An 18,644-nucleotide genomic window follows, 5' to 3' on the forward strand; every position below is an offset into this window, starting at 1 on the left:
ATAAAAGGAAAATTTAAGTGGGATGCGATGAAATTAAATTTTATAATACTTAATTTATATTGAAACAAAATTTTACAGACCATATAATAGGTTTAGGAAACGTTTACATTTTCAAAGGTACTGTGGAGTTAAATGATGTGTCTGTTATTTAGTATTCCAAACTTAAGGACTTGCAGCAAAGGAGGGAAGATGGGATGGCGAGCAGCGCGGAAGCCGGTGCAGAGCAGCTGGGCTTGGGAATCAAGGGAGTGAAGGCGGCGTGCACCGCCATTGAACGCGAAATAGACGCGGGTACGACGCCGGGTGCCGTGTTGGGTGTCATGCATGAAGGCAAGCAGTGGTTTTATAGTGCCGGTTATGCCAACCCCAGACCAAAGCAGGGTCAGCCTGTGCCGGTCAGCAAGGATACGTTATACGATTGTGCGTCCTTAACGAAGGTGGTGGTTACACTCCCGTTGATTCTGCAATTGATCGATGAGGGAGTCTTGACCTTAAGCACAAAAGTGAGTAACATTCTGCCTCCATTCGGAACGGCCACTAAAGAAGAGCTTACGGTAGGACAGCTGCTCACGCATACCTCCGGGCTCCAGGCGGACATGAACCTGCATTCGCAGGGCTGGGGTAGGGAGCAGATGTGGGATGCCGTTCTTTCCGCACCGCTCGTGACCAAGCCGGATACCGAAGTGATTTACAGTGATCTGGGATATTTGGCGCTTGGCTGTATGATTGAGAAGGTCCTGGGAATGTCTTTAGAGCAGGCAGTAAAGGAACGGGTGTTGGATCCGCTCGGCATGCGTCATGCGACGCTGACTCCTGCGCCGGAACAGGCCGGCCGCTATGCAGCAACGGAGATTGAGGATACCATCCAGGATCATCTTTGCGGAATTGTGCATGACGAGAAGGCACGGGCCTTGGGTGGTGTATGCGGTCATGCTGGCCTGTTTGCGACCGCAGGCGATCTGCTGCAATACGCCCGAATGTGGCTGGCACAAGGGGCGATCCCGGCAACGGTGAGGCCAGAGACAGGAGGCGGCGAATTCCGCGTCTTATCCAGGGCGGCGGCGATTACGGCTACTCGTACCCATACGGGGCATATTCATGGCTCCAACCGTGGCCTGGGGTGGGTACTGAAAGGGGATAAAATGGACGCTTCGGGTGATTGGATGGGTCCGGGCTGTTACGGACATACCGGATTTACCGGAACCAGCATGTGGATTGATCCCGAGCTGGATCTCGCGGTCGTACTGCTGACAAACCGCGTATACGGGGGACGGAGCAGCAGCGTGGCCCAGCTGCGGGCCCAAGTCCACAACGCATTGACGGGAGCCGTGGCATGGTGAGATGGGAATGAGTCGTCGTTCGATTCGGCATCGTTTCGCGGCAATGGAAGCGAATCCAAGCAAATCTGAAGCATTACGACAATAAGGAGGGAATATGCAATGATGAGTTTGGCCTACAGGGCTTACCGGCCTGGAGACGAAGACGCTATCACTACCCTGTGGAATGCCTGTCTACCGGGAGATCCCATGACTCGGCTTCGCTTTCGGAACTTGGTGCTGCTTGATCCGAACTTTGATCGGCAAGGACTGCGGATTGCGGAGCAGGAGGGCCGCTTGGTAGGCGTACTGTATGCGGTACGCCGGAGGCTGCCGATGATCGGAACCGAACTGGAGCCGGATCGCGGGTGGATCACCTTCTTCTATACCGATCCATCGGTTCGGAGACAGGGGGTGGCATCGCGGCTGCTGCAGGACGGCGAAGACTATCTTCGCGATCATGGACGCAGCAAAGTCTTTTTCTCCTCGTATGCCCCGAATTATATCGTTCCTGGAATCGATGGCGAGCGCTATCCGGAGGGCTTGGCGTGGCTTGCGGCAAGCGGCTTTACCCGCAATTATACGGCGGTTGCGATGGATCGCTCCCTGGTCGATTTTCGTATGCCGCCGGAGGTTGCGGAATTAAAGCGGCAGCGTGAGCAAGAAGGCTTCACCTTCATGCTGGCTCAGGACAGCGATTTGGTGGAGCTGATCGATTTTGCGACGGACGTGTTTAACCCGGATTGGGGCCGGGCGATTCGCGATGGATTGCTGCAGCGATTAACAACAGATCAGATCCTGATCGCGCGCGATCAAGGAAAGCTGGTGGGATTCTGCCTGCATAACGGATATGAAGGCGTGGCTGAACGATTTGGTCCGTTTGGCGTGGACCCGTCGATGCAAGGGAAGGGGTTGGGGAAAATTCTGTTATATGATTGCCTCGCCCTCATGCGGGCGCAGGGGCTGCATGGAGCCTGGTTCCTCTGGACGGGCGAACAAAGCCCGGCAGGGCATCTGTACCGCAAGGCCGGATTTCATGTGACGCGCCGGTTCGATATTATGAGCAAAATGCTTCAATAGACTCTACTATTTTCCATACAAAGGGGAGATCCGATTTGACGGAAGCAAAGCAGCATCATATTTTGGCGATTGGCGGACATGCGGGCGATATGGATCTTACGGCGGGCGCCGTGATCGCCAAATACACACAAGCTGGCCACAAAGCAACGTTTCTTCACTTAACGCCAGGGGAGAAAGGACACCCCCGTCTGACGCCGGAGGAGTACGCGAAGCAGAAGATTGACGAAGCTCACCAATTTGCCGATATCGTTGGCGCGGATGTCCGTTTCCTTGCTTACAAGGATGCCGAGCTGCCGCTCAATGAGGAAGTGAAATATCAGGTAGCGGACGTCATACGGGAAGTGAAGCCCGATATCATCATCACGCATTGGAAGGAGAGCATCCACAAGGACCACTCCAATACCCATTACATTGTGGAGGACGCCCGCTTCTATGCAGGGCTGAAGACGATTGAACGAGAGCTTCCGGCCCATTATGCCCAGCAATTGTTCTATGCGGACAATTGGGAGGACCCGTACGATTTTCACCCTGAGGTGTTTATCGATATTCCGGACGAAGCCTATGAAACTTGGGTGAGAGCCATGAACGTGTATGCTTATGCGCGTGGGGAAACGTACGGCTTCCCGTTTATCGAATATTACAAAGCGCTCACGATTGTGAGGGGGGCTCCGGTGAACTTCAAGCGGGCACAAGCCTTTGCCGTGCCGAGAGGTGCGTTGACTAAACGATTACAGTTTTTCTAATTATATGCTTTTACATCCAGACAACTGGAATAATACCTAATGAAATCACAAAAAAATTGTGAGAAATGCCAAAACATCCACTGACATTATACCTATCTTTTGATATAATGAGTGATGTTACGGGGGAACACGTACGGAATCATATAGAGAATACAAACAGGAGAGGAAGTCTTCCATATGGAGGCTTCCTCTCTTTTCATTTGTCAAAGGCTGAGGAAACTGGCGACAAAGCATGTCCGAGTGCAACTCTGACCGGGATGCGGAAGGGATGCTGTTGCATTTTTATAATTCCGTGGTATTATGTATTTAAAGAATCTTAAATTTAAGATATTAATAAGGGATTCCAGCGCAGTCTCTAGAGGGATTGCAGCCTAGTTTATAATGTGATTTTTAGGGTAGCCTATGGTCCTATTGGGCTATTCAAGGGAAATCTAACATTCGTTGTATACGGAATCTAACCATATAACCAATCGAAAGGAGACAATACACATGGAACATACGCATATTTACCGCCAAGGAACTTCTCCGGAGGCACCAACCTTACTATTGCTGCACGGTACCGGAGGGAATGAGGAGGATTTGCTGCCGCTGGCCGAGATGATCTCGCCCGCATCGAATGTGCTCGGCGTCCGCGGAAATGTTCTGGAGAACGGCATGCCAAGATTTTTCCGTCGTCTCGCTGAAGGCGTATTCGACGTAGAGGATCTCGTGAAACGCACGCAGGACCTGAATGAATTCCTGAATTGGGCAGCCGCCGAATACAGTTTTGACCGCAGCCGTATCGTAGCGGTTGGTTATTCGAACGGCGCCAACATTGCCGCAAGCCTGCTGTTCCACGAGGGAGATGCGCTGCAAGGGGCTATCCTCCACCATCCGATGGTTCCGCTGCGGGATAAGGCCTTACCGGATTTGACTGGCATTCCCGTCTTCATCGCGGCCGGTCGTCACGATCCGATGTGCACCCCGCAGGAGAGCGAGGACCTGAATGAAATGCTAAGTGCAGCAGGGGCGGACGTGAAGCTGCATTGGGAGAACGGGGGGCATCAGCTGAGCCGTGCAGAGGTTGGGATGGCCGCTGCCTGGTTTAAGGCGAAGTTCCTCTAATACCAAGGATGCCATGATATACAAGCACCATGCATTCCTTACCTAATAAGTAAAAATGAAAGCGAATATGATCAAAATACCGTCAAAACGCTGGCGGTATTTTTTTTATACTTAACCCATCGAATAAGAATCGAGGGGGGTCCGACATGGCACAGACAATGGAGACGATGAAGAAGCATGGCACCCAGCCTGCGCGGGGACACAGATCCCGGGGATCCTTGCAGCGGGGTGAGAACCTATGGGGGATCGCATTCGTAAGCCCGATGCTGATCGGCGTCATCATATTGGTGTTGTTTCCGATATTGGCTACGCTCGTGCTGGGTTTTGCCGATTGGAATTTCGTGCAAGGCTGGGATGGCATCCAGTGGGTCGGGTTTCAGAACTTCCGCCAGCTGCTGGAGGATGACATGTTTATCAAGTCGGTGCGCAACAACATCTTGTTTCTCTTGACGGTTCCGGTCTACATGATAATCTCGATGGTGCTGGCCATCCTGATCGACCGGTTTGTCTATATGAAGGGCTATTTTAAAGTGGCCTACTTCATGCCCTACATATCCAACATCGTGGCGGTGGCCGTCGTATGGCAGGTGCTCTTCCAGCCGTCCTACGGGCCGATCAACGAAATCCTCCGGACGCTCGGGATATCTGATCCGCCCAAGTGGATCGCAGATCCGAATTTCGCGCTGATTTCCATCATGCTGATATTGATTTGGATTTCCATCGGCTTCAATCTGATTATCTATATCGCCGGGCTGCAGTCCATTCCGAAGGATCTGTACGAGGCGGCGGATATCGATGGAGCGAACGGGTGGACCAAGTTCAGACGCATTACGCTGCCCCTGCTGTCGCCAACGTCATTTTTCCTGCTGGTGACGGGCGTCATCTCCACGTTTAAGGTCTTTGATATCATTGCTGTTATGACCCAAGGCGGACCGATTGGATCGACAACCATGATGGTCTGGTATTTATACGATACGGCATTCGTCAACCTGAAGGTTGGTTACGCATCGTCCATTGCCGCGGTTCTGTTCGGTTTTGTCATGCTGATTACGCTGGGTCAGTGGGCTGCTCAGAAGAAGTGGGTCAACTACTAGGAGGGAGGGCGCTATATGGGGACAAGAGTTGGCGTCGACTGGCGCAAGCTCATCGTTACGATCGCGATGTTCGCGGTGAGCATTCTGTTTCTCCTTCCTTTTATATGGATGCTGGTTACATCCTTTAAGGTGGAGAAAGACGTATTCGTATATCCGATCCAGTGGATTCCGCGGGAGTGGAACGCCATCGAGAATTATAAGGAGGTATGGTTCGGCGATTATCCTTTCTATCTCTATTACTGGAACTCGATCAAGGTCAGCATACTGACCACAATCATCTCGGCCATGGTATCCGCCCTGGCGGCCTACGGCTTCTCCAAAATCCGGTTTGCCGCCGGCAATTGGCTGTTCATCATCGTGCTGGTGACCTACATGATTCCCGGCCAGGCCATCCTGATCCCGCAGTTTATTTTGTACCGCAACATCGGGCTGTTTGATAACCATTTCGGCCTCATTATGCTGGGAAGCTTCAGCGTGCTCGGAACGTTTATGCTCAGGCAATTCTTCATGGGCGTGCATCAGGAATTCATCGAATCCGCCAAAATCGACGGCGCGAACCATCCGCGAATCTTCTGGTCGATTGCACTGCCGCTGGTGAAGCCCGCTGTTGCCACGTATGCGATCCTGCGTTTCATCTGGACGTGGAACGATTATCAGAATCCGCTCATCTTCCTGCGGACGGACCGGCTGTTCACGATTCCGCTGGCGATGCAGAAATTCACGTCCTTGAGCGGAGAATTCTATTCCCTGATTATGGCTGCTGCCGTGTCGGCGATCTTCCCGCTGCTGATCGTTTTTATCATCGGCCAGAAGAGTGTCATCGAGGGCATCGCGCTGGGCGGGGTCAAGGGTTAAGAGCCCGGGAATGAATGGGGTAAAAATAGTTCCAACATCAGTAAAGATTGTTTTATGGTTAAGATGTAAGCGCTCTATATAATGGGGATAGTTACAGCTAGAATCGTCACGACCTTACATACCGATATCAATGGGGAGGGTTATAGACAATGATGAACAAGAAATGGTGGTCAGGCGTTCTCACGGCTGCAATGGTAATCGGCCTGCTGTCCGGCTGCGGCGGAGCGAAGGAGAATGCGGCGCAAGAGGGTTCCGAACAAGGCGGGGGCAAGACCAATCTGAGGCTGTACACCTATGGCACGGAGGAAGCTTACAATTGGAAGAAAACGATCCAAGCCTATGAAGAGGCAACGCCGGGCGTGACCATTGAGCTGGTCCAGCTCAGCGAGAAGGGGGATACGCAGGAGGCGTTCAAGAAGCTCGACCTGGAGGCGGCATCCTCGGCCCAGATGGACATTCTGATGTTCAGCGATCCGGCGGGTTACGCGCAGCGGGTGGCGCTCGGCATGGCCGAGCCGCTGGATGACTTTATCGCGAAGGACGGCTACAGCGTGGAAACGGATTATAAAGTAGATACCCGCCTCGACGGCAAGGTCTACGCGCTGCCCGGCAAGTTCAACCCGTGGTATGTGCTGCTGAACAAGGATCATCTGGAGGAAGCGGGGCTGCCGGTTCCGACGGACTGGACCTGGGACGAATATGCGGATTATGCCAAAAAATTGACCCAAGGCGAAGGAGCGTCAAAGCGCTACGGAACATACTTCCATGGTCCGCAAGGGGGAGGATGGCTGGAGTTTCTGAAGCTGATGATGGCAAATCAGCCTCAAGATACCGATTATTTGAAGGCCGACGGCTCTTCCAATCTGGATAACCCGACCTTCAGGAAGACGCTGGAGCTGCGCGTACGGATGGAGAAGGAGGACCAATCCTCGGTGCCGTACACGGACATGATCTCCCAGAAGCTGAATTACCGGACGCAATTCTTCAATCAATCCGCGAGCATGATCACGATTGGCAGCTGGATGAACACGGAGATCGGAGGAACGGATAAAGTGCCGCTGGACTTCAATGTCGCCGTTGCCCCATTCCCGAAAAACGAGAAAGGCGATCCAACGGGGCTTACGCCGGTAACCACGGATTACGTGGCGGTGGCGGCCAAGTCCAAGCATAAGGAAGAAGCTTATAAATTCGTCCGCTGGTACACAACGGAAGGGCAAATCGTGCAGGGCAAGAACATTCCGGCCTGGCAGCAGGTGAAAACCGAACAGGTGGAAGAGATCATCGACACCATTCTGTCGGCCACGAAGAGTCCAGAGAAGGTAGACAAGAAATCGCTTGTGGACACCTTGGTCGCTTCGAAGGCCTCTGCCATCGTGCCTCCGGCACCTTATCAGGCGGAAGTGTACGAGGCGGTGAACGAGGAGTATGAGAAGCTGATCCTGGGCAATCAGGATATCGACCAGACCGTTGCGAATTCGCAGGAGCGAGTGAACAAAATTATAGAATCCAACAAAAAATGATCTGGTATAATAGACAAAAAAATCGGGACGGAATTCTTCGTCCCTTTTTTTGAATTCGCGTACATCATTCCCGTCACGCCATACCCGAGGTGGATCCTATGCCCGCACGACTCAAGAGCCTGATCCCGAGCTCCATCAGGCATAAGCTGATATTAGCTGCCATCACCTGCATCGTCGTTCCCGCCATCGTCAGCTTGATTCTGTATAATTCGTTAACGAAGGAAGCCTTGAGGCAGCAGGCGGTATCCAACGCAAGCGATGCCCTTCAGTTGGTCCGCGGATCGGTGACGAATCTGCTCTTAAGCAAAATCAATATCGCCAACTATATTCAGATGAATTCCGGGTTGAATTCTTACTTCAAGCAGGTGGTCTCCGGCAACGAAGACCCGGATCCTTACCGCAGATTTATGGACTCCAACCGGGTTTTGGAGCATCTAGACAGCTTGACGGTCGTCGGAGAGAAAAGTTATGTGACCGTCATCCTAGAGAACGGCTCCTATTACATGAATTATTCCGTAAGCGATTACAATCCGCTCGATTACAGGCAGCGCCCTTGGTTCAGCCGGATTTCGGAGCTGCAAGGCTTGGAGTCTCTATGGACGGAGCCGGAGGCCACGATGTTCCTCCCCGACCAAATCGATCATCCGACGCAGCTATCGGTGGTGCGCACGCTCAGGCTGCCGGATTCCGAGATATATGGCTACGTGATCGTAACGTTCATGGAGGATCAGATCAGCGGGATCTTCAACTCCCTTTCGGAAGGCAACGATATGGTGCTGCTGGATGCCAAGGGAACGATCGTTTCCGGCAGTTATCAGAACCAGATCGGAACGACCTTTGCTTATCTTGATGAGTTGGATCAAGATAAGCCGTATTCGATCGTACCGATGAAGGGGGAGAAACAGCTGATGGTACACCAGGACATTCCGTTTGCCGGATGGCGCCTGGTGCTGATGCAGCCGTACAAGGATGCGATCGTCAATATCAACTCGATTTTTAACCGGGTGTTCTGGTTTCAGATGTGCTTCTTTCTGATCTTTCTGCTGCTGCTCATTGCCCTTGTACGCGCGTTTACGAAGCCGTTGGTCAAGCTTGGCAAAGTGGCAACCGCCGTGCAGCGCGGAAATCTGGAAGTAAGGTCGAATGTTCATGGCAATGATGAGGTTGGTCGGCTCGGTCATTTATTCGACGACATGCTGGACCGGTTCAAAGCCATGATTTCGGAAATATCCGAGAACCAGGCGAGAAAACGAAAAGCGGAGCTCCGAATGCTACAAGCCCAGATCCATCCCCACTTTCTATTCAATGTCCTGAATTCGATCCGGATGAAGGTCATGAAACGGGGCGATCCCGAAAGCGCCAAGATGATCGGCTCCCTGTCCGTGCTGCTCCGCATGACGATCAGCCGCGAGGAGGACGAGATTGCGCTTCACGAAGAAATCGACCTGATCTCGCATTATGTGGCCCTGATGAACCTCAGGCAGAAGGAGGAGGTCAGGCTGGAGCTGGATATCGCGCCGGAGGCTTTCCTCTTTAAGGTGCCGCGCTTTTTCCTGCAGCCGATCGTGGAGAATGCATTAATCCATGGGCTCAACCAGCAGGCAGGGATGATCCGGATTGCAGCCGCCATGAAGGGCAGGCACCTCGTGCTGGCGGTGAAGGACGACGGCATCGGCATGGATGAAGCCATCAGGGAGTCGATTGCACGCAGAATCCAAGGCGGCTCCGCCGGTTCCTCGACACAGGAAGAGGCAAGCGGAGGCAGCTTCTCCCATATCGGTCTTCAAAATGTGATGGAACGGATGAGTATGGTGTTCGGCGAGGCTTTTCAATGTCACGTTTACAGCGAGCCTGGCCAGGGAACGGTGATCGAGATGTTTATACCGGAAAGAGGGAATGCGGATGTATAACGTGATGCTGGTGGACGATGATTATCCCGTCATCGAGCTGTTGTCGGAGGCCATATCGTGGAATGAGCTGGGTTTGAATCTGATGGGAAGTTATGAGAACGGCATGAGTGCCTGGGAGGATGCGAAGTCTTCGCCTCCGGATATCCTGATTACGGATATCGGCATGCCCAAAATGAACGGGCTCGAGCTGTCCGCACGCATCAAAGAAGTGAAAGCCGATGTGCGGATCGCCATTCTGTCCTGCCATAACGAATTCCAATATGCCCAGCAGGCTATGCGGCTGAACGTGCAGGATTATCTGCTGAAGGACACGCTCGACCCCGAGGAGCTGGCACAGCTGCTGAGGCGCTTCAAGCAGGCAATGGACGAAGAAGCACAGAAGGGCTGGGAACGGTCGCGGATGATCCATCTGGTGGACGAATCCAAGGAGCTGCGGAAGGAGCAGAGCCTCAAAAATTTCATACACCAGCCCCTGCTGTCACCCGAAAAATGGCGGCATGAGCTGTCGGAGTACGGGATATTGAAGCCGGGTTCCCACTGCCTTCCCGTCGTCGGGCACCTGGAGGATGTCCGGGATATCAAGCACCGCTTCGCCTCCAACCAGACGCTGCATTTTGCCCTGGGCAACGTGCTGCGGGAGGTGCTGGAGCAGCTGAATCCGAGTGCGGCCCATGTCATATACGATGCAAAGTCTTCGCTGCTCCTGTTCTCGTATCGCCCCGGCTTGGGCAGCAACATTTACGATGATGCCGCCGCCTGCCTGAAGGAGGTGCAGCGGATGCTCGAGCGCGTGCTGCGAATCCGCATGTCGTTCCTGATCGGCCGGGGGTGCGCTGATCCAGAAAGTTTAAAGGCAGGGCTCAATGAACTGTTGGCCAGCCGGCAGCAACGATTCTATCTGGAGCCGCAGGAGATAACGAAACTGAACGGAACGCTTGAACAGAACAGTCTGCATGGGGATCCCGATCTCTTCGTTTATTATGACCGGGCCAGCTCGGAGCTGCGGGAATCGCTGCTCGGCAAAGGCTCCGGCGCGGTGCGCGATACGGTCGATCGGTGGATCGCATGGATTCAAGGCAAGCGGTACGCACTAGAATCGGTCAAGGACTGGGTGTTGAAGCTTCTGCTGGATCTGAAGCTGAGGCTTCATCTTCTGCATTCGTTGTCACCCACTTATACGGCCGATGCGCTGCACAAAGAGATCATGGACATGGATTCCTTGAACGAGCTGAAATCCTGGCTTCACGATTATTTGGAATCCACCATGCAGGCCATGGATCGGGGATTCGGGGGCAGCAGAAGATCGGAAGTGGCGGAGGCCTGCAAATACGTGTCCCTACGGCTTGATCAGAGGATCACGCTGGATGAAGTTGCGGGCTGTCTGCACCTGAATCCGAGCTATTTCAGCCGCATGTTCAAGAAAGAAACGGGGGTCACCTTCATCGAATACGTCACCCGGATGAAGATGGAGCGAGCCAAGGAGCTGCTGCGGCAGACGGACCGCACGGTCGGGGAAATCTGCGAAAGTCTGGCTTACGACAATGTGAGTTATTTCAGCAAGACATTCAAGGCTTATGCGGGGGTGACCCCTGTAGAGTTCCGGAACGGTTGAACGGGAGATGAAACGGGCGTCTGAACGGGCGCCGAAATGGGGAGGAGGCCTTAGTCCGATGAACAGAATGCAGGAGCTGACAACGATTGTGAACGGGATGGCTCCCGCCGATCGGCGGATGTATTACCAAGGCAGGGACCAGAGATCCTTCTGGGAAGGCATTCAGCGAAGCGGGGATTACGAGCAGGACATATCCGAGATTCGCGAGGAAGGGGAACGGCTGCTGTCTGTCCCGAATCCGCCGCTGACCTATGACTTATTCACCCGGTTTGCCCGGCATGGAACGAGGCTGGACTATGAGAAGGTTTATTTCGAGCGAAGGCTCCGGCTGAATACGTTTGCCCTGCTGACCCTTCTCGAGTCTGATAAGGAAGCGTACCGGACGGCTCTCCAGGAGATGGTCTGGTCCATCTGCGATGAGTATACCTGGTGTTTACCGGCGCATCTGAACGCGGAATCGCCGGGCGGCATCAAAGGGACGATTGATCTGTTCAGCGCCGAGACCGGGTTTACCCTCAGCGAAATCCGCATGCTGCTGCGGGACCATCTGCCTTCGCTGCTGATCTCAAGAATCGAGGAGGAGGTTGAAGCGCGGTTGTTCACCCCTTTCCTAAGCCATGAGCACGGCTGGGAGACCGCGACGCATAATTGGTCAGCCGTCTGTGCCGGTTCCATCGGCTCTGCCGCGCTGCTGCTTATGGAAAGCGGGGAATCTCTTGCAAAGATTCTGCTGAAGACGGAGTGGTGCATGGACTATTATCTGCAGGGCTTTGGCCCCGATGGAGCTTGTCTGGAAGGGCTGGGATACTGGAATTACGGGTTCGGGTATTTCGTGTATTATGCCGATTTGCTGCGCAAGCGCACCCGAGGCGAGCTGGACTGGTTCCGTGCCGAGAAGGTAGGCCGCATCGCCTTGTTTCAGCAAAAGGGCTTTTTGGCAGGCAAGGCCGTCGTCAACTTCTCCGATTCGCAACCGGAAAGCAAGGTGCACATCGGCTTGTCTCATTATCTGACCGGATTGTACGGAGAATTCGAGTCTCCGCCGCAGTCTCTCCGGTCGGCTTACCGCGACGACCATTGCAGCCGCTGGGCTCCGGCCTTGCGCAACCTGATCTGGCGGAACCCCTTGCTGGCGGGAAGCGATTGGGGAGAGGCGAGTTATTATTTGCCTGATGCCCAGTGGCTGATCTCCCGCAGCTCCCATGGAGGCGAAGTGTACGCGTTTGCCGCCAAGGGCGGCAGCAACGGCGAGCCGCACAACCATAATGATCTCGGGCATTTTATCCTTTACGGCGCCGGGGAAGTATGGTGCTCGGACCTCGGCTGCGGCGAGTACACGGCGGAGTATTTCGGCGAAGGACGGTATGGCTATGATTGCAACGGCTCCCAAGGACACTCCGTGCCGATCATCGACGGCCATTACCAGCAAGAGGGCCCGGATAGCGCCGCGGTTGTAAGGGAAGCCGTGACGGGCGAAGCCGTGGATCGGCTTGCGCTTGAGCTGGCCTCGGCCTACCGGGTTCCGGCGCTTCAGTCATTCACGAGGACGCTGGAGTGGAACAAGAAGAGGGATCGGCCAGAGCTGACGCTGAGCGACCGTTTTACGTTCGATTCACCCCCGGAGAGTCTGGTGGAGCGGATCGTCACCAGGAAACAGCCCGAGCTGGTGCTGATGGATGGCCGGCAGGTTGTTAGGTTGCGGGCACCGGGTACTTATGAGCAAGCAGAGGCAGGAGGATCAGAAGTTGTTCAGGCCTTAGATGACGGGCCAGGCCTGCTGATCCAATATGACAGCAAGCTGGTGGAGCCTGAGCTGACAAGCCATGTCTTCCGTGACCACTTCGGCAAGGAATCATCTTGGTATGCCGTTGATTTTAAAGTGAAGACCCCCGGTTTGCATGCGAATATCGACTTTAGGTTTCAATTCATATGAACAGGAGTGGAGAGGAATGAAAACGGAGATCGCTTTGAATTGGTTGACGGAGGCCTGGGAGAAGTCGCTTGCGAAGACGCGTCGAAACGTAACGCGGATTGGGGCGGGGTTTCCGCATGCCAGCCAGAATGGAGTCTACCAGCTGGAGCCGCCGCATTGGTGGACGGCCGGCTTTTGGCCTGGGATGCTGTGGCTTCTGTACAATGACAGCGGCCGGGCGGAGTTTAGAACGACCGCCGAGCAGTGCGAGCTCATTTTGGATGACGTGCTGAACCAATATGTACGACTGGATCACGATCTCGGCTTCATGTGGACGTTAACGAGTATGGCTTCCTACAAGCTGACCGGCAGCGAAGAGTCCAAGGTACGCGCGCTCAAGGCGGCTAACTACCTGGCTGCACGCTTCAACCTGAAGGGCCAATATATTCGAGCCTGGAATCCATGGTCGGAAGGGGAGGATAACGCCGGGCTTGCCATCATCGATTGCGCCATGAATACGCCCTTGTTGTTTTTGGCCTCCGAGCTCAGCGGCGATCCCCGCTACCGGCATATTGCCGAAGCGCATATGGACACGGTGGTCCGGGACTTCGTCCGGCCGGACGGTTCCGTATATCATATCGTTCGATACGATCCGGTTACCGGTGAACGTGTGGAAGGGATCGGCGGGCAGGGCTTTGCGCCCGAATCCGCCTGGTCCAGGGGGACGGCGTGGGCGATCTACGGCTTAACGCTTGCCTACCATCATACGGGCAAGTCGATATACCTCGATACCGCCAAAACGGTGGCGCATTTCTTCCTGGCGAACCTTCCGGAAGACCATGTGCCATACTGGGACTTCCGCGCGCCGGATGAAGCCCGCATCTACCGGGATTCGTCCGCCGGAGCCTGCGCCGCCAGCGGGCTGCTGCTTCTGGCCGACAAGGTGGATCAGGGACAGGCAGCCGTATACCGGGAATCCGCGGTCCGGATTTTGGAATCGCTGTACCGGAATTACGGTACATGGGACAACGATGGGGAGGAAGGCTTGATTCTTCATGGGACCAGCCATTATCCGGAAGGACGGAATATCGACGTGCCCTTAATTTATGGCGACTTTTTCTTTGTGGAAGGCGTGGCGCGGCTGAGAGGGAAGGGGCCGTTTTACTGGGAATGACGTAAAAAAAGTACATGCGTGTAAGAGGATAAGAGATGTAGAAGTACAGGTAATGAATAACAGAAGCATGCCGGAAATGGAGTGAGAATGCAAGATGAGCATACAAGCAACGGGGAATCCCGATGGCGGCTTGACCCAACCGGTTGCCCGGAATTCGCTGCGAACAAGAGACGATGTGCAGGAAGCACTAACCCAACTGCTCGAGCCTCTGAATAAAAGGTACAGCGAGGGGCGAGCACGATTAATCCTTGAACGATCGGGAGCCGACGCCTATGCCGATATTGCGGAGATGGAGGGTTTCTCGCGAGTCCTGTGGGGACTCGTACCCGCCGTTGCCGGCGGATCCCATGGGGATCTGTGGGAGCTGTCTCTCCAAGGGATACGTTCAGGGTCGGATCCGACGCATGCGGAGTATTGGGGAAAGGTGAACGATTATGACCAACGGCTGGTGGAGATGGCGGTATTCGGATTGGCTTTCGCCCTCATTCCGGAGCGAATCTGGCAGCTGCTGAACGAGAAGGAGAGGAGCAACCTCTATCAGTGGCTCGATCAGATCAACCATCACCCTTGTCATGATTGCAATTGGCTATTTTTTCATGTGTTTGTCAACGTTGGCTTCCTCAAAGCAGGCTTGCCGTACGATGCTGAGCAGCTGGAGAACAATCTCCAGCGCATTGAGGAATTCTATCTGGATGCAGGCTGGTACAGCGACGGAATCGGGGGGCACAGCGATTATTACGTGCCGTATGCCTTTCACTTCTACGGTCTGATCTATGCGCAGCTGATGGGAGAGGAGGACCCGGAACGCGCCGGGCGCTACAGGGAGCGGGCAGCGTTGTTTGCCCGCGATTTCGTCCACTGGTTCGCCCCCGACGGGGCGGCCGTTCCTTATGGGCGCAGCTTGACGTACCGCTTTGCCCAGTCGGCTTTCTGGTCGGCTGCGGCCTATGCCGGGCTGGAAGGGTTTCGTCCGGGTGAGCTAAAAGGGCTGATCCTGAGAAATCTCAGATGGTGGTTTCAGCAGCCCATATTCGACCGGGACGGCGTGTTGACGATCGGCTACGCGTACCCAAACCGGATCATGTCGGAGAATTATAACGCGGCCGGCTCCGTGTACTGGTCGCTGAAGACGTTCCTGATCCTGGCTTTGCCGGACGAGCATCCGTTCTGGACGGCCGAGGAGCAGGAACTGCCGGAGACGGGAGATATTTCGGTGCAGGAGCAAGCGCATCTGGTGTTTTGCCGGGATCAGCAGACCGGCCATGTGGCCGCGTTCAATACGGGCCATCCGTCTACGAACGAGCATACGCATACTTCCGCCAAGTACGAGAAGTTTGTTTACTCAACCGCCTTTGCATTCAGCGTTCCGAGGGCAGAATGGGGACTGGCCCAGGGGGCTTACGATTCCATGCTGGCGCTTAGCGAAGGTGATCGGCTGTTCCGGGTCAAGCGTTTATGCGAGGAAACATGGATTCAGGAGCACGTGCTGTATGCACGATGGAATCCGTGGAGAGACGTGGAGGTACGGACCTGGATAGCGGCGGGGCTCCCTTGGCATATTCGCATCCATCGGATCAGCACGGGAAGAATGCTTGATGCTGCAGAAGGCGGGTTTGCTTTAGGCTTGGGATCTTTAAACAGCTCCATGGCGGGAGAAGGGGCAGCATCGGCTTCCGGCACCTTCGGCACGAGCGCCATCTATGGCATGCTCGGTTACGATACAGCAGAGCTCATCTATCCCCATGCCAATACCAATCTCCTGCGTCCCCGCACCGTCATTCCTACGTTGATGGCGGCGCTCGAACCCGGAACCCATTGGCTCATATCGGCTGTGCACGGCGATCCAGGTCCTCACGTCGTCGAGGAGCCTTCCATGGTTGCCGTAACAAAGGGTCTGGGTGTAGAAATCGGCCAGCGTGAGATTAAAATAACGACACAGACGGGGAAAGTCATCGTGATTCCGATGGACTAACGGGCATGCCGTCATTCGCCTTCATATAAATCTAAACTACAAAAGCCGGGGGATTGATAACCCCGGCTTTCGTGTGCTTCATAGAAGCACCTCATCCTCCCTGATCGTGGCGATGGGCTGCAGAAATTGGTGATTAAAGGGCCGCAGCTCTGTCCCTGCCCGAGCTTTATTCACCCAATCCGGGTTGACTAAGGCGCTGGTGCCGATCGCAACGAAATGTGCATGGCCAGAAGCCAAGATTCGTTCTGCGACCGCCGGCTCGCCGAGTTTGCCGTTCGCGATGACGGGAAGACCGCCGTATGTTGCGGCAAGCTCGGCTAAGGTGGTCTCGCCTTCAGCGAAAGCGGGGGCGTAAGCTTTGTACTCCGTCGTGTGAATGTAAGATGGCGAGGCCCCGCTCAATTGTTCGAATATTGTCTTAGCATCCGCAACTCCCTGAGCCCACTTATGATGAAAATCGTTGACCTTGCCCTGGGAAATCCGCACGCCAACGGTATAATCCGGGCCAACGGCTGCCCGAATGGCTTCCAACACCTCAACGACAATTCGAATCCGATTCTCCGTGGACCCGCCGTATTCATCCGTTCTGCGGTTGGTGTAATCGGTTAGGAATTGATCGAGCAAATAGCCGTTTGCCGCATGGATTTCAACCCCGTCGAATCCAGCAGCCTTGGCGCGGAGTGCCGCTTGCGCAAAATCCTGGATCGTTTGTTTAATCTGAGGCTGCGTTAACTCCCGAGGGGTGGCGAATTCTCCGCTTCCTCCATGGTCCTCAAGCATGGCGCCCACCGGCTTCACCGCTGAAGGCGCGACCGGGATGAATCGCTCATGCTGAACCAGGGCCCCGGCGTGCATCAACTGCGCAATGATTTTACTTCCCTCCCGATGAACAGCTTCGATGACAGGCTTCCAGGACGCGGCCTGCTGGTCATTCGCCATGCCGGGTTGGTTGAGATAGCTTTGGCTCTGAACGTCATCCGGATAAAGGCCTTCCGTAATGATCAGACCGAACCCGCCCTTTGCGAATCTCTGATAGTATCGGACCATTCGGTCGTTTGCCAAGCCATTTGGCTCCGCGCTCGTTCTAGTCATGGGCGAGAGTACGGCCCGATTGGACAGTTTCAAAGATCCTAATGAAGCTTCGGTTAGCAGGTTGGGATATGAATGCATGGTTTTGTCCTCCTTAATGGTTGATCACTCTTATGGCGACCGACGCTTGTTAGTGGGTATGTTCTGATTGTATTTCGCATGGTCTATACTGTAAAATGATAGAAAATAATACATGTATCAAAAAAAATGATACCAAGAAGGTGTGCTGGATGGACTTAACGGATCTGAGGACGATCGCCGTCATCGTGGAGGAAGGCAGCGTATCAGGTGCTGCCGAGAAGATGGGGTATGTGCAATCCAACGTGACGGCGCGCATTCGCAAGCTGGAGTCCGAGCTGGGTGTTCCATTGTTCGATAGGCATCCCAAAGGAGTCACTCCCACGGAAAGGGGGCTCGTTCTCTATCGATATGCCAAGGAGATTCTAGACATGGCTGAGGAAGCCGTTGCCGCCGTGAAGGAGCCGCCCTATCCATGCGGTCCGCTTGTGATCGGCGTCGTGGAGACGATGGCGACATCGCCATCCTTTATTCAGGCCTTGTCCCACTTTCAACGAACCTATCCGGAGGTCGCGCTATCTCTCGTTAGCGGAACATCTCCACAGCATTATGAAGGCATGCTCAGCCGTAGATTGGACGGTGCGTTCATTACCGGTGATTATGATATGTCGCTGCTTGTGAGCGAGCTGGAAATCCGGGAGGAGGTGTCGCTGCTTGCTTCGTCGGAGGAATCCGAAGAGGAGGGGGCATTCAAGGCATTCGAACTAACGGGTGCTTCTTGGATCGTATTTCCCAAGGGATGTCCGTTCCGGAAGTCTAACGAAGAATGGCTAAGCAGCGAAGGGATCGCCGCAGCGAACATGATCGAAATCAGCACATTGGAAACGATGCTCAGCTGCGTACGGGCCAAACTGGGCTGCGCGCTTCTGCCGGCATCGGCGATTCCTTGGTCCGATCCAGGATTAACGGCCTACCCCGTACCGGAAGAGTATCGCAGTGCCACGACCCGGTTACTCCGTCGCAATGAATCATTCCGCAGCAAGGCGTTTGCCGCTTTCGCGGAATGCGTCAGAGAAGCGGGCGGTCTGAATTCGACTGGAATTCAGGCCTCCTGATCTTGAAAACATCTCCAGTTTCCGAAAGCTTGCCAGAAAAGGGCGGGATATTTTCATGAAAAGTGATACAATGATAGAAATACGTAAATGAGGGTAGCGGAAGGATCAACGTTTACCTGGCAGCGAAGTG

Annotated in this window: 14 protein-coding genes; 13 read left to right on the plus strand and 1 reads right to left on the minus strand. The window is 54.4% G+C overall.

Going from position 1 to position 18,644, the window contains the following annotated elements:
* Positions 1–194: 194 nt before the first annotated feature.
* From MKX98_RS05050 to MKX98_RS05105, 12 genes are all read left to right on the plus strand, one after another.
* Positions 195–1,340, plus strand: coding sequence for a serine hydrolase domain-containing protein (locus tag MKX98_RS05050; RefSeq protein ID WP_339221768.1), 1,146 nt, complete (start codon positions 195–197; stop codon positions 1,338–1,340).
* A gap of 99 nt (positions 1,341–1,439) precedes the next feature.
* Positions 1,440–2,396: a GNAT family N-acetyltransferase gene (locus MKX98_RS05055; RefSeq protein WP_339221770.1), complete on the plus strand. Its 957-nt coding sequence runs from the start codon at positions 1,440–1,442 to the stop codon at positions 2,394–2,396.
* Between the two features lie 35 nt (positions 2,397–2,431).
* Positions 2,432–3,139, plus strand: a complete 708-nt coding sequence (locus MKX98_RS05060; protein ID WP_194540991.1) for a PIG-L family deacetylase — start codon at positions 2,432–2,434, stop codon at positions 3,137–3,139.
* A 489-nt stretch (positions 3,140–3,628) separates the two neighbouring features.
* Positions 3,629–4,243, plus strand: coding sequence for an alpha/beta hydrolase (locus MKX98_RS05065; RefSeq protein ID WP_339221773.1), 615 nt, complete (start codon positions 3,629–3,631; stop codon positions 4,241–4,243).
* Between the two features lie 146 nt (positions 4,244–4,389).
* The gene (locus MKX98_RS05070) at positions 4,390–5,337 is read left to right on the plus strand and encodes a sugar ABC transporter permease (RefSeq protein WP_339221774.1); all 948 of its coding nucleotides are present in this window, start codon (positions 4,390–4,392) and stop codon (positions 5,335–5,337) included.
* A gap of 15 nt (positions 5,338–5,352) precedes the next feature.
* A complete protein-coding gene (locus MKX98_RS05075) occupies positions 5,353–6,192 on the plus strand; it encodes a carbohydrate ABC transporter permease (RefSeq protein WP_113061534.1) in 840 nt (279 codons plus the stop codon).
* Between the two features lie 149 nt (positions 6,193–6,341).
* Positions 6,342–7,712 (plus strand): sugar ABC transporter substrate-binding protein, encoded by a 1,371-nt coding sequence (locus MKX98_RS05080; RefSeq protein WP_194540995.1) that lies wholly within the window; start codon positions 6,342–6,344, stop codon positions 7,710–7,712.
* 98 nt (positions 7,713–7,810) lie between these two features.
* The gene (locus MKX98_RS05085) at positions 7,811–9,622 is read left to right on the plus strand and encodes a histidine kinase (protein ID WP_339221777.1); all 1,812 of its coding nucleotides are present in this window, start codon (positions 7,811–7,813) and stop codon (positions 9,620–9,622) included.
* Complete coding sequence (locus tag MKX98_RS05090; protein WP_339221778.1) at positions 9,615–11,234, plus strand: helix-turn-helix domain-containing protein; 1,620 nt, start codon at positions 9,615–9,617, stop codon at positions 11,232–11,234. The genes MKX98_RS05085 and MKX98_RS05090 overlap by 8 nt, the downstream gene beginning before the upstream one ends.
* Before the next feature lie 58 nt (positions 11,235–11,292).
* The gene (locus MKX98_RS05095) at positions 11,293–13,167 is read left to right on the plus strand and encodes a heparinase II/III family protein (RefSeq protein WP_339221779.1); all 1,875 of its coding nucleotides are present in this window, start codon (positions 11,293–11,295) and stop codon (positions 13,165–13,167) included.
* A gap of 16 nt (positions 13,168–13,183) precedes the next feature.
* Positions 13,184–14,320, plus strand: a complete 1,137-nt coding sequence (locus MKX98_RS05100) for a glycoside hydrolase family 88 protein (RefSeq protein ID WP_339221781.1) — start codon at positions 13,184–13,186, stop codon at positions 14,318–14,320.
* 94 nt (positions 14,321–14,414) lie between these two features.
* Positions 14,415–16,292, plus strand: coding sequence for a DUF2264 domain-containing protein (locus MKX98_RS05105; RefSeq protein WP_339221783.1), 1,878 nt, complete (start codon positions 14,415–14,417; stop codon positions 16,290–16,292).
* Positions 16,293–16,370: 78 nt separating this feature from the next.
* Here MKX98_RS05105 and MKX98_RS05110 read toward each other — a convergent pair whose 3' ends face one another.
* A complete protein-coding gene (locus MKX98_RS05110; RefSeq protein ID WP_220686505.1) occupies positions 16,371–17,462 on the minus strand; it encodes an NADH:flavin oxidoreductase in 1,092 nt (363 codons plus the stop codon).
* Between the two features lie 149 nt (positions 17,463–17,611).
* Between MKX98_RS05110 and MKX98_RS05115 the strand changes: the two genes are divergently transcribed.
* Entirely contained in the window at positions 17,612–18,514 is a 903-nt protein-coding gene (locus MKX98_RS05115) for a LysR family transcriptional regulator (protein ID WP_220686504.1), read from the plus strand.
* Positions 18,515–18,644 lie beyond the last annotated feature (130 nt).

Source organism: Paenibacillus sp. FSL W7-1332, assembly GCF_037969785.1.
Classification (GTDB): domain Bacteria; phylum Bacillota; class Bacilli; order Paenibacillales; family Paenibacillaceae; genus Paenibacillus_AQ.

Coding starts and splice junctions, on each gene's coding strand:
- MKX98_RS05100 (WP_339221781.1), top strand. CDS start 13,184: ATGAAAACGGAGATCGCTTTGAATTGGTTGACGGAGGCCTGGGAGAAG.
- MKX98_RS05075 (WP_113061534.1), top strand. CDS start 5,353: ATGGGGACAAGAGTTGGCGTCGACTGGCGCAAGCTCATCGTTACGATC.
- MKX98_RS05115 (WP_220686504.1), top strand. CDS start 17,612: ATGGACTTAACGGATCTGAGGACGATCGCCGTCATCGTGGAGGAAGGC.
- MKX98_RS05110 (WP_220686505.1), bottom strand. CDS start 17,462: ATGCATTCATATCCCAACCTGCTAACCGAAGCTTCATTAGGATCTTTG.
- MKX98_RS05090 (WP_339221778.1), top strand. CDS start 9,615: ATGTATAACGTGATGCTGGTGGACGATGATTATCCCGTCATCGAGCTG.
- MKX98_RS05080 (WP_194540995.1), top strand. CDS start 6,342: ATGATGAACAAGAAATGGTGGTCAGGCGTTCTCACGGCTGCAATGGTA.
- MKX98_RS05085 (WP_339221777.1), top strand. CDS start 7,811: ATGCCCGCACGACTCAAGAGCCTGATCCCGAGCTCCATCAGGCATAAG.
- MKX98_RS05065 (WP_339221773.1), top strand. CDS start 3,629: ATGGAACATACGCATATTTACCGCCAAGGAACTTCTCCGGAGGCACCA.
- MKX98_RS05070 (WP_339221774.1), top strand. CDS start 4,390: ATGGCACAGACAATGGAGACGATGAAGAAGCATGGCACCCAGCCTGCG.
- MKX98_RS05095 (WP_339221779.1), top strand. CDS start 11,293: ATGAACAGAATGCAGGAGCTGACAACGATTGTGAACGGGATGGCTCCC.
- MKX98_RS05055 (WP_339221770.1), top strand. CDS start 1,440: ATGATGAGTTTGGCCTACAGGGCTTACCGGCCTGGAGACGAAGACGCT.
- MKX98_RS05105 (WP_339221783.1), top strand. CDS start 14,415: ATGAGCATACAAGCAACGGGGAATCCCGATGGCGGCTTGACCCAACCG.
- MKX98_RS05050 (WP_339221768.1), top strand. CDS start 195: ATGGCGAGCAGCGCGGAAGCCGGTGCAGAGCAGCTGGGCTTGGGAATC.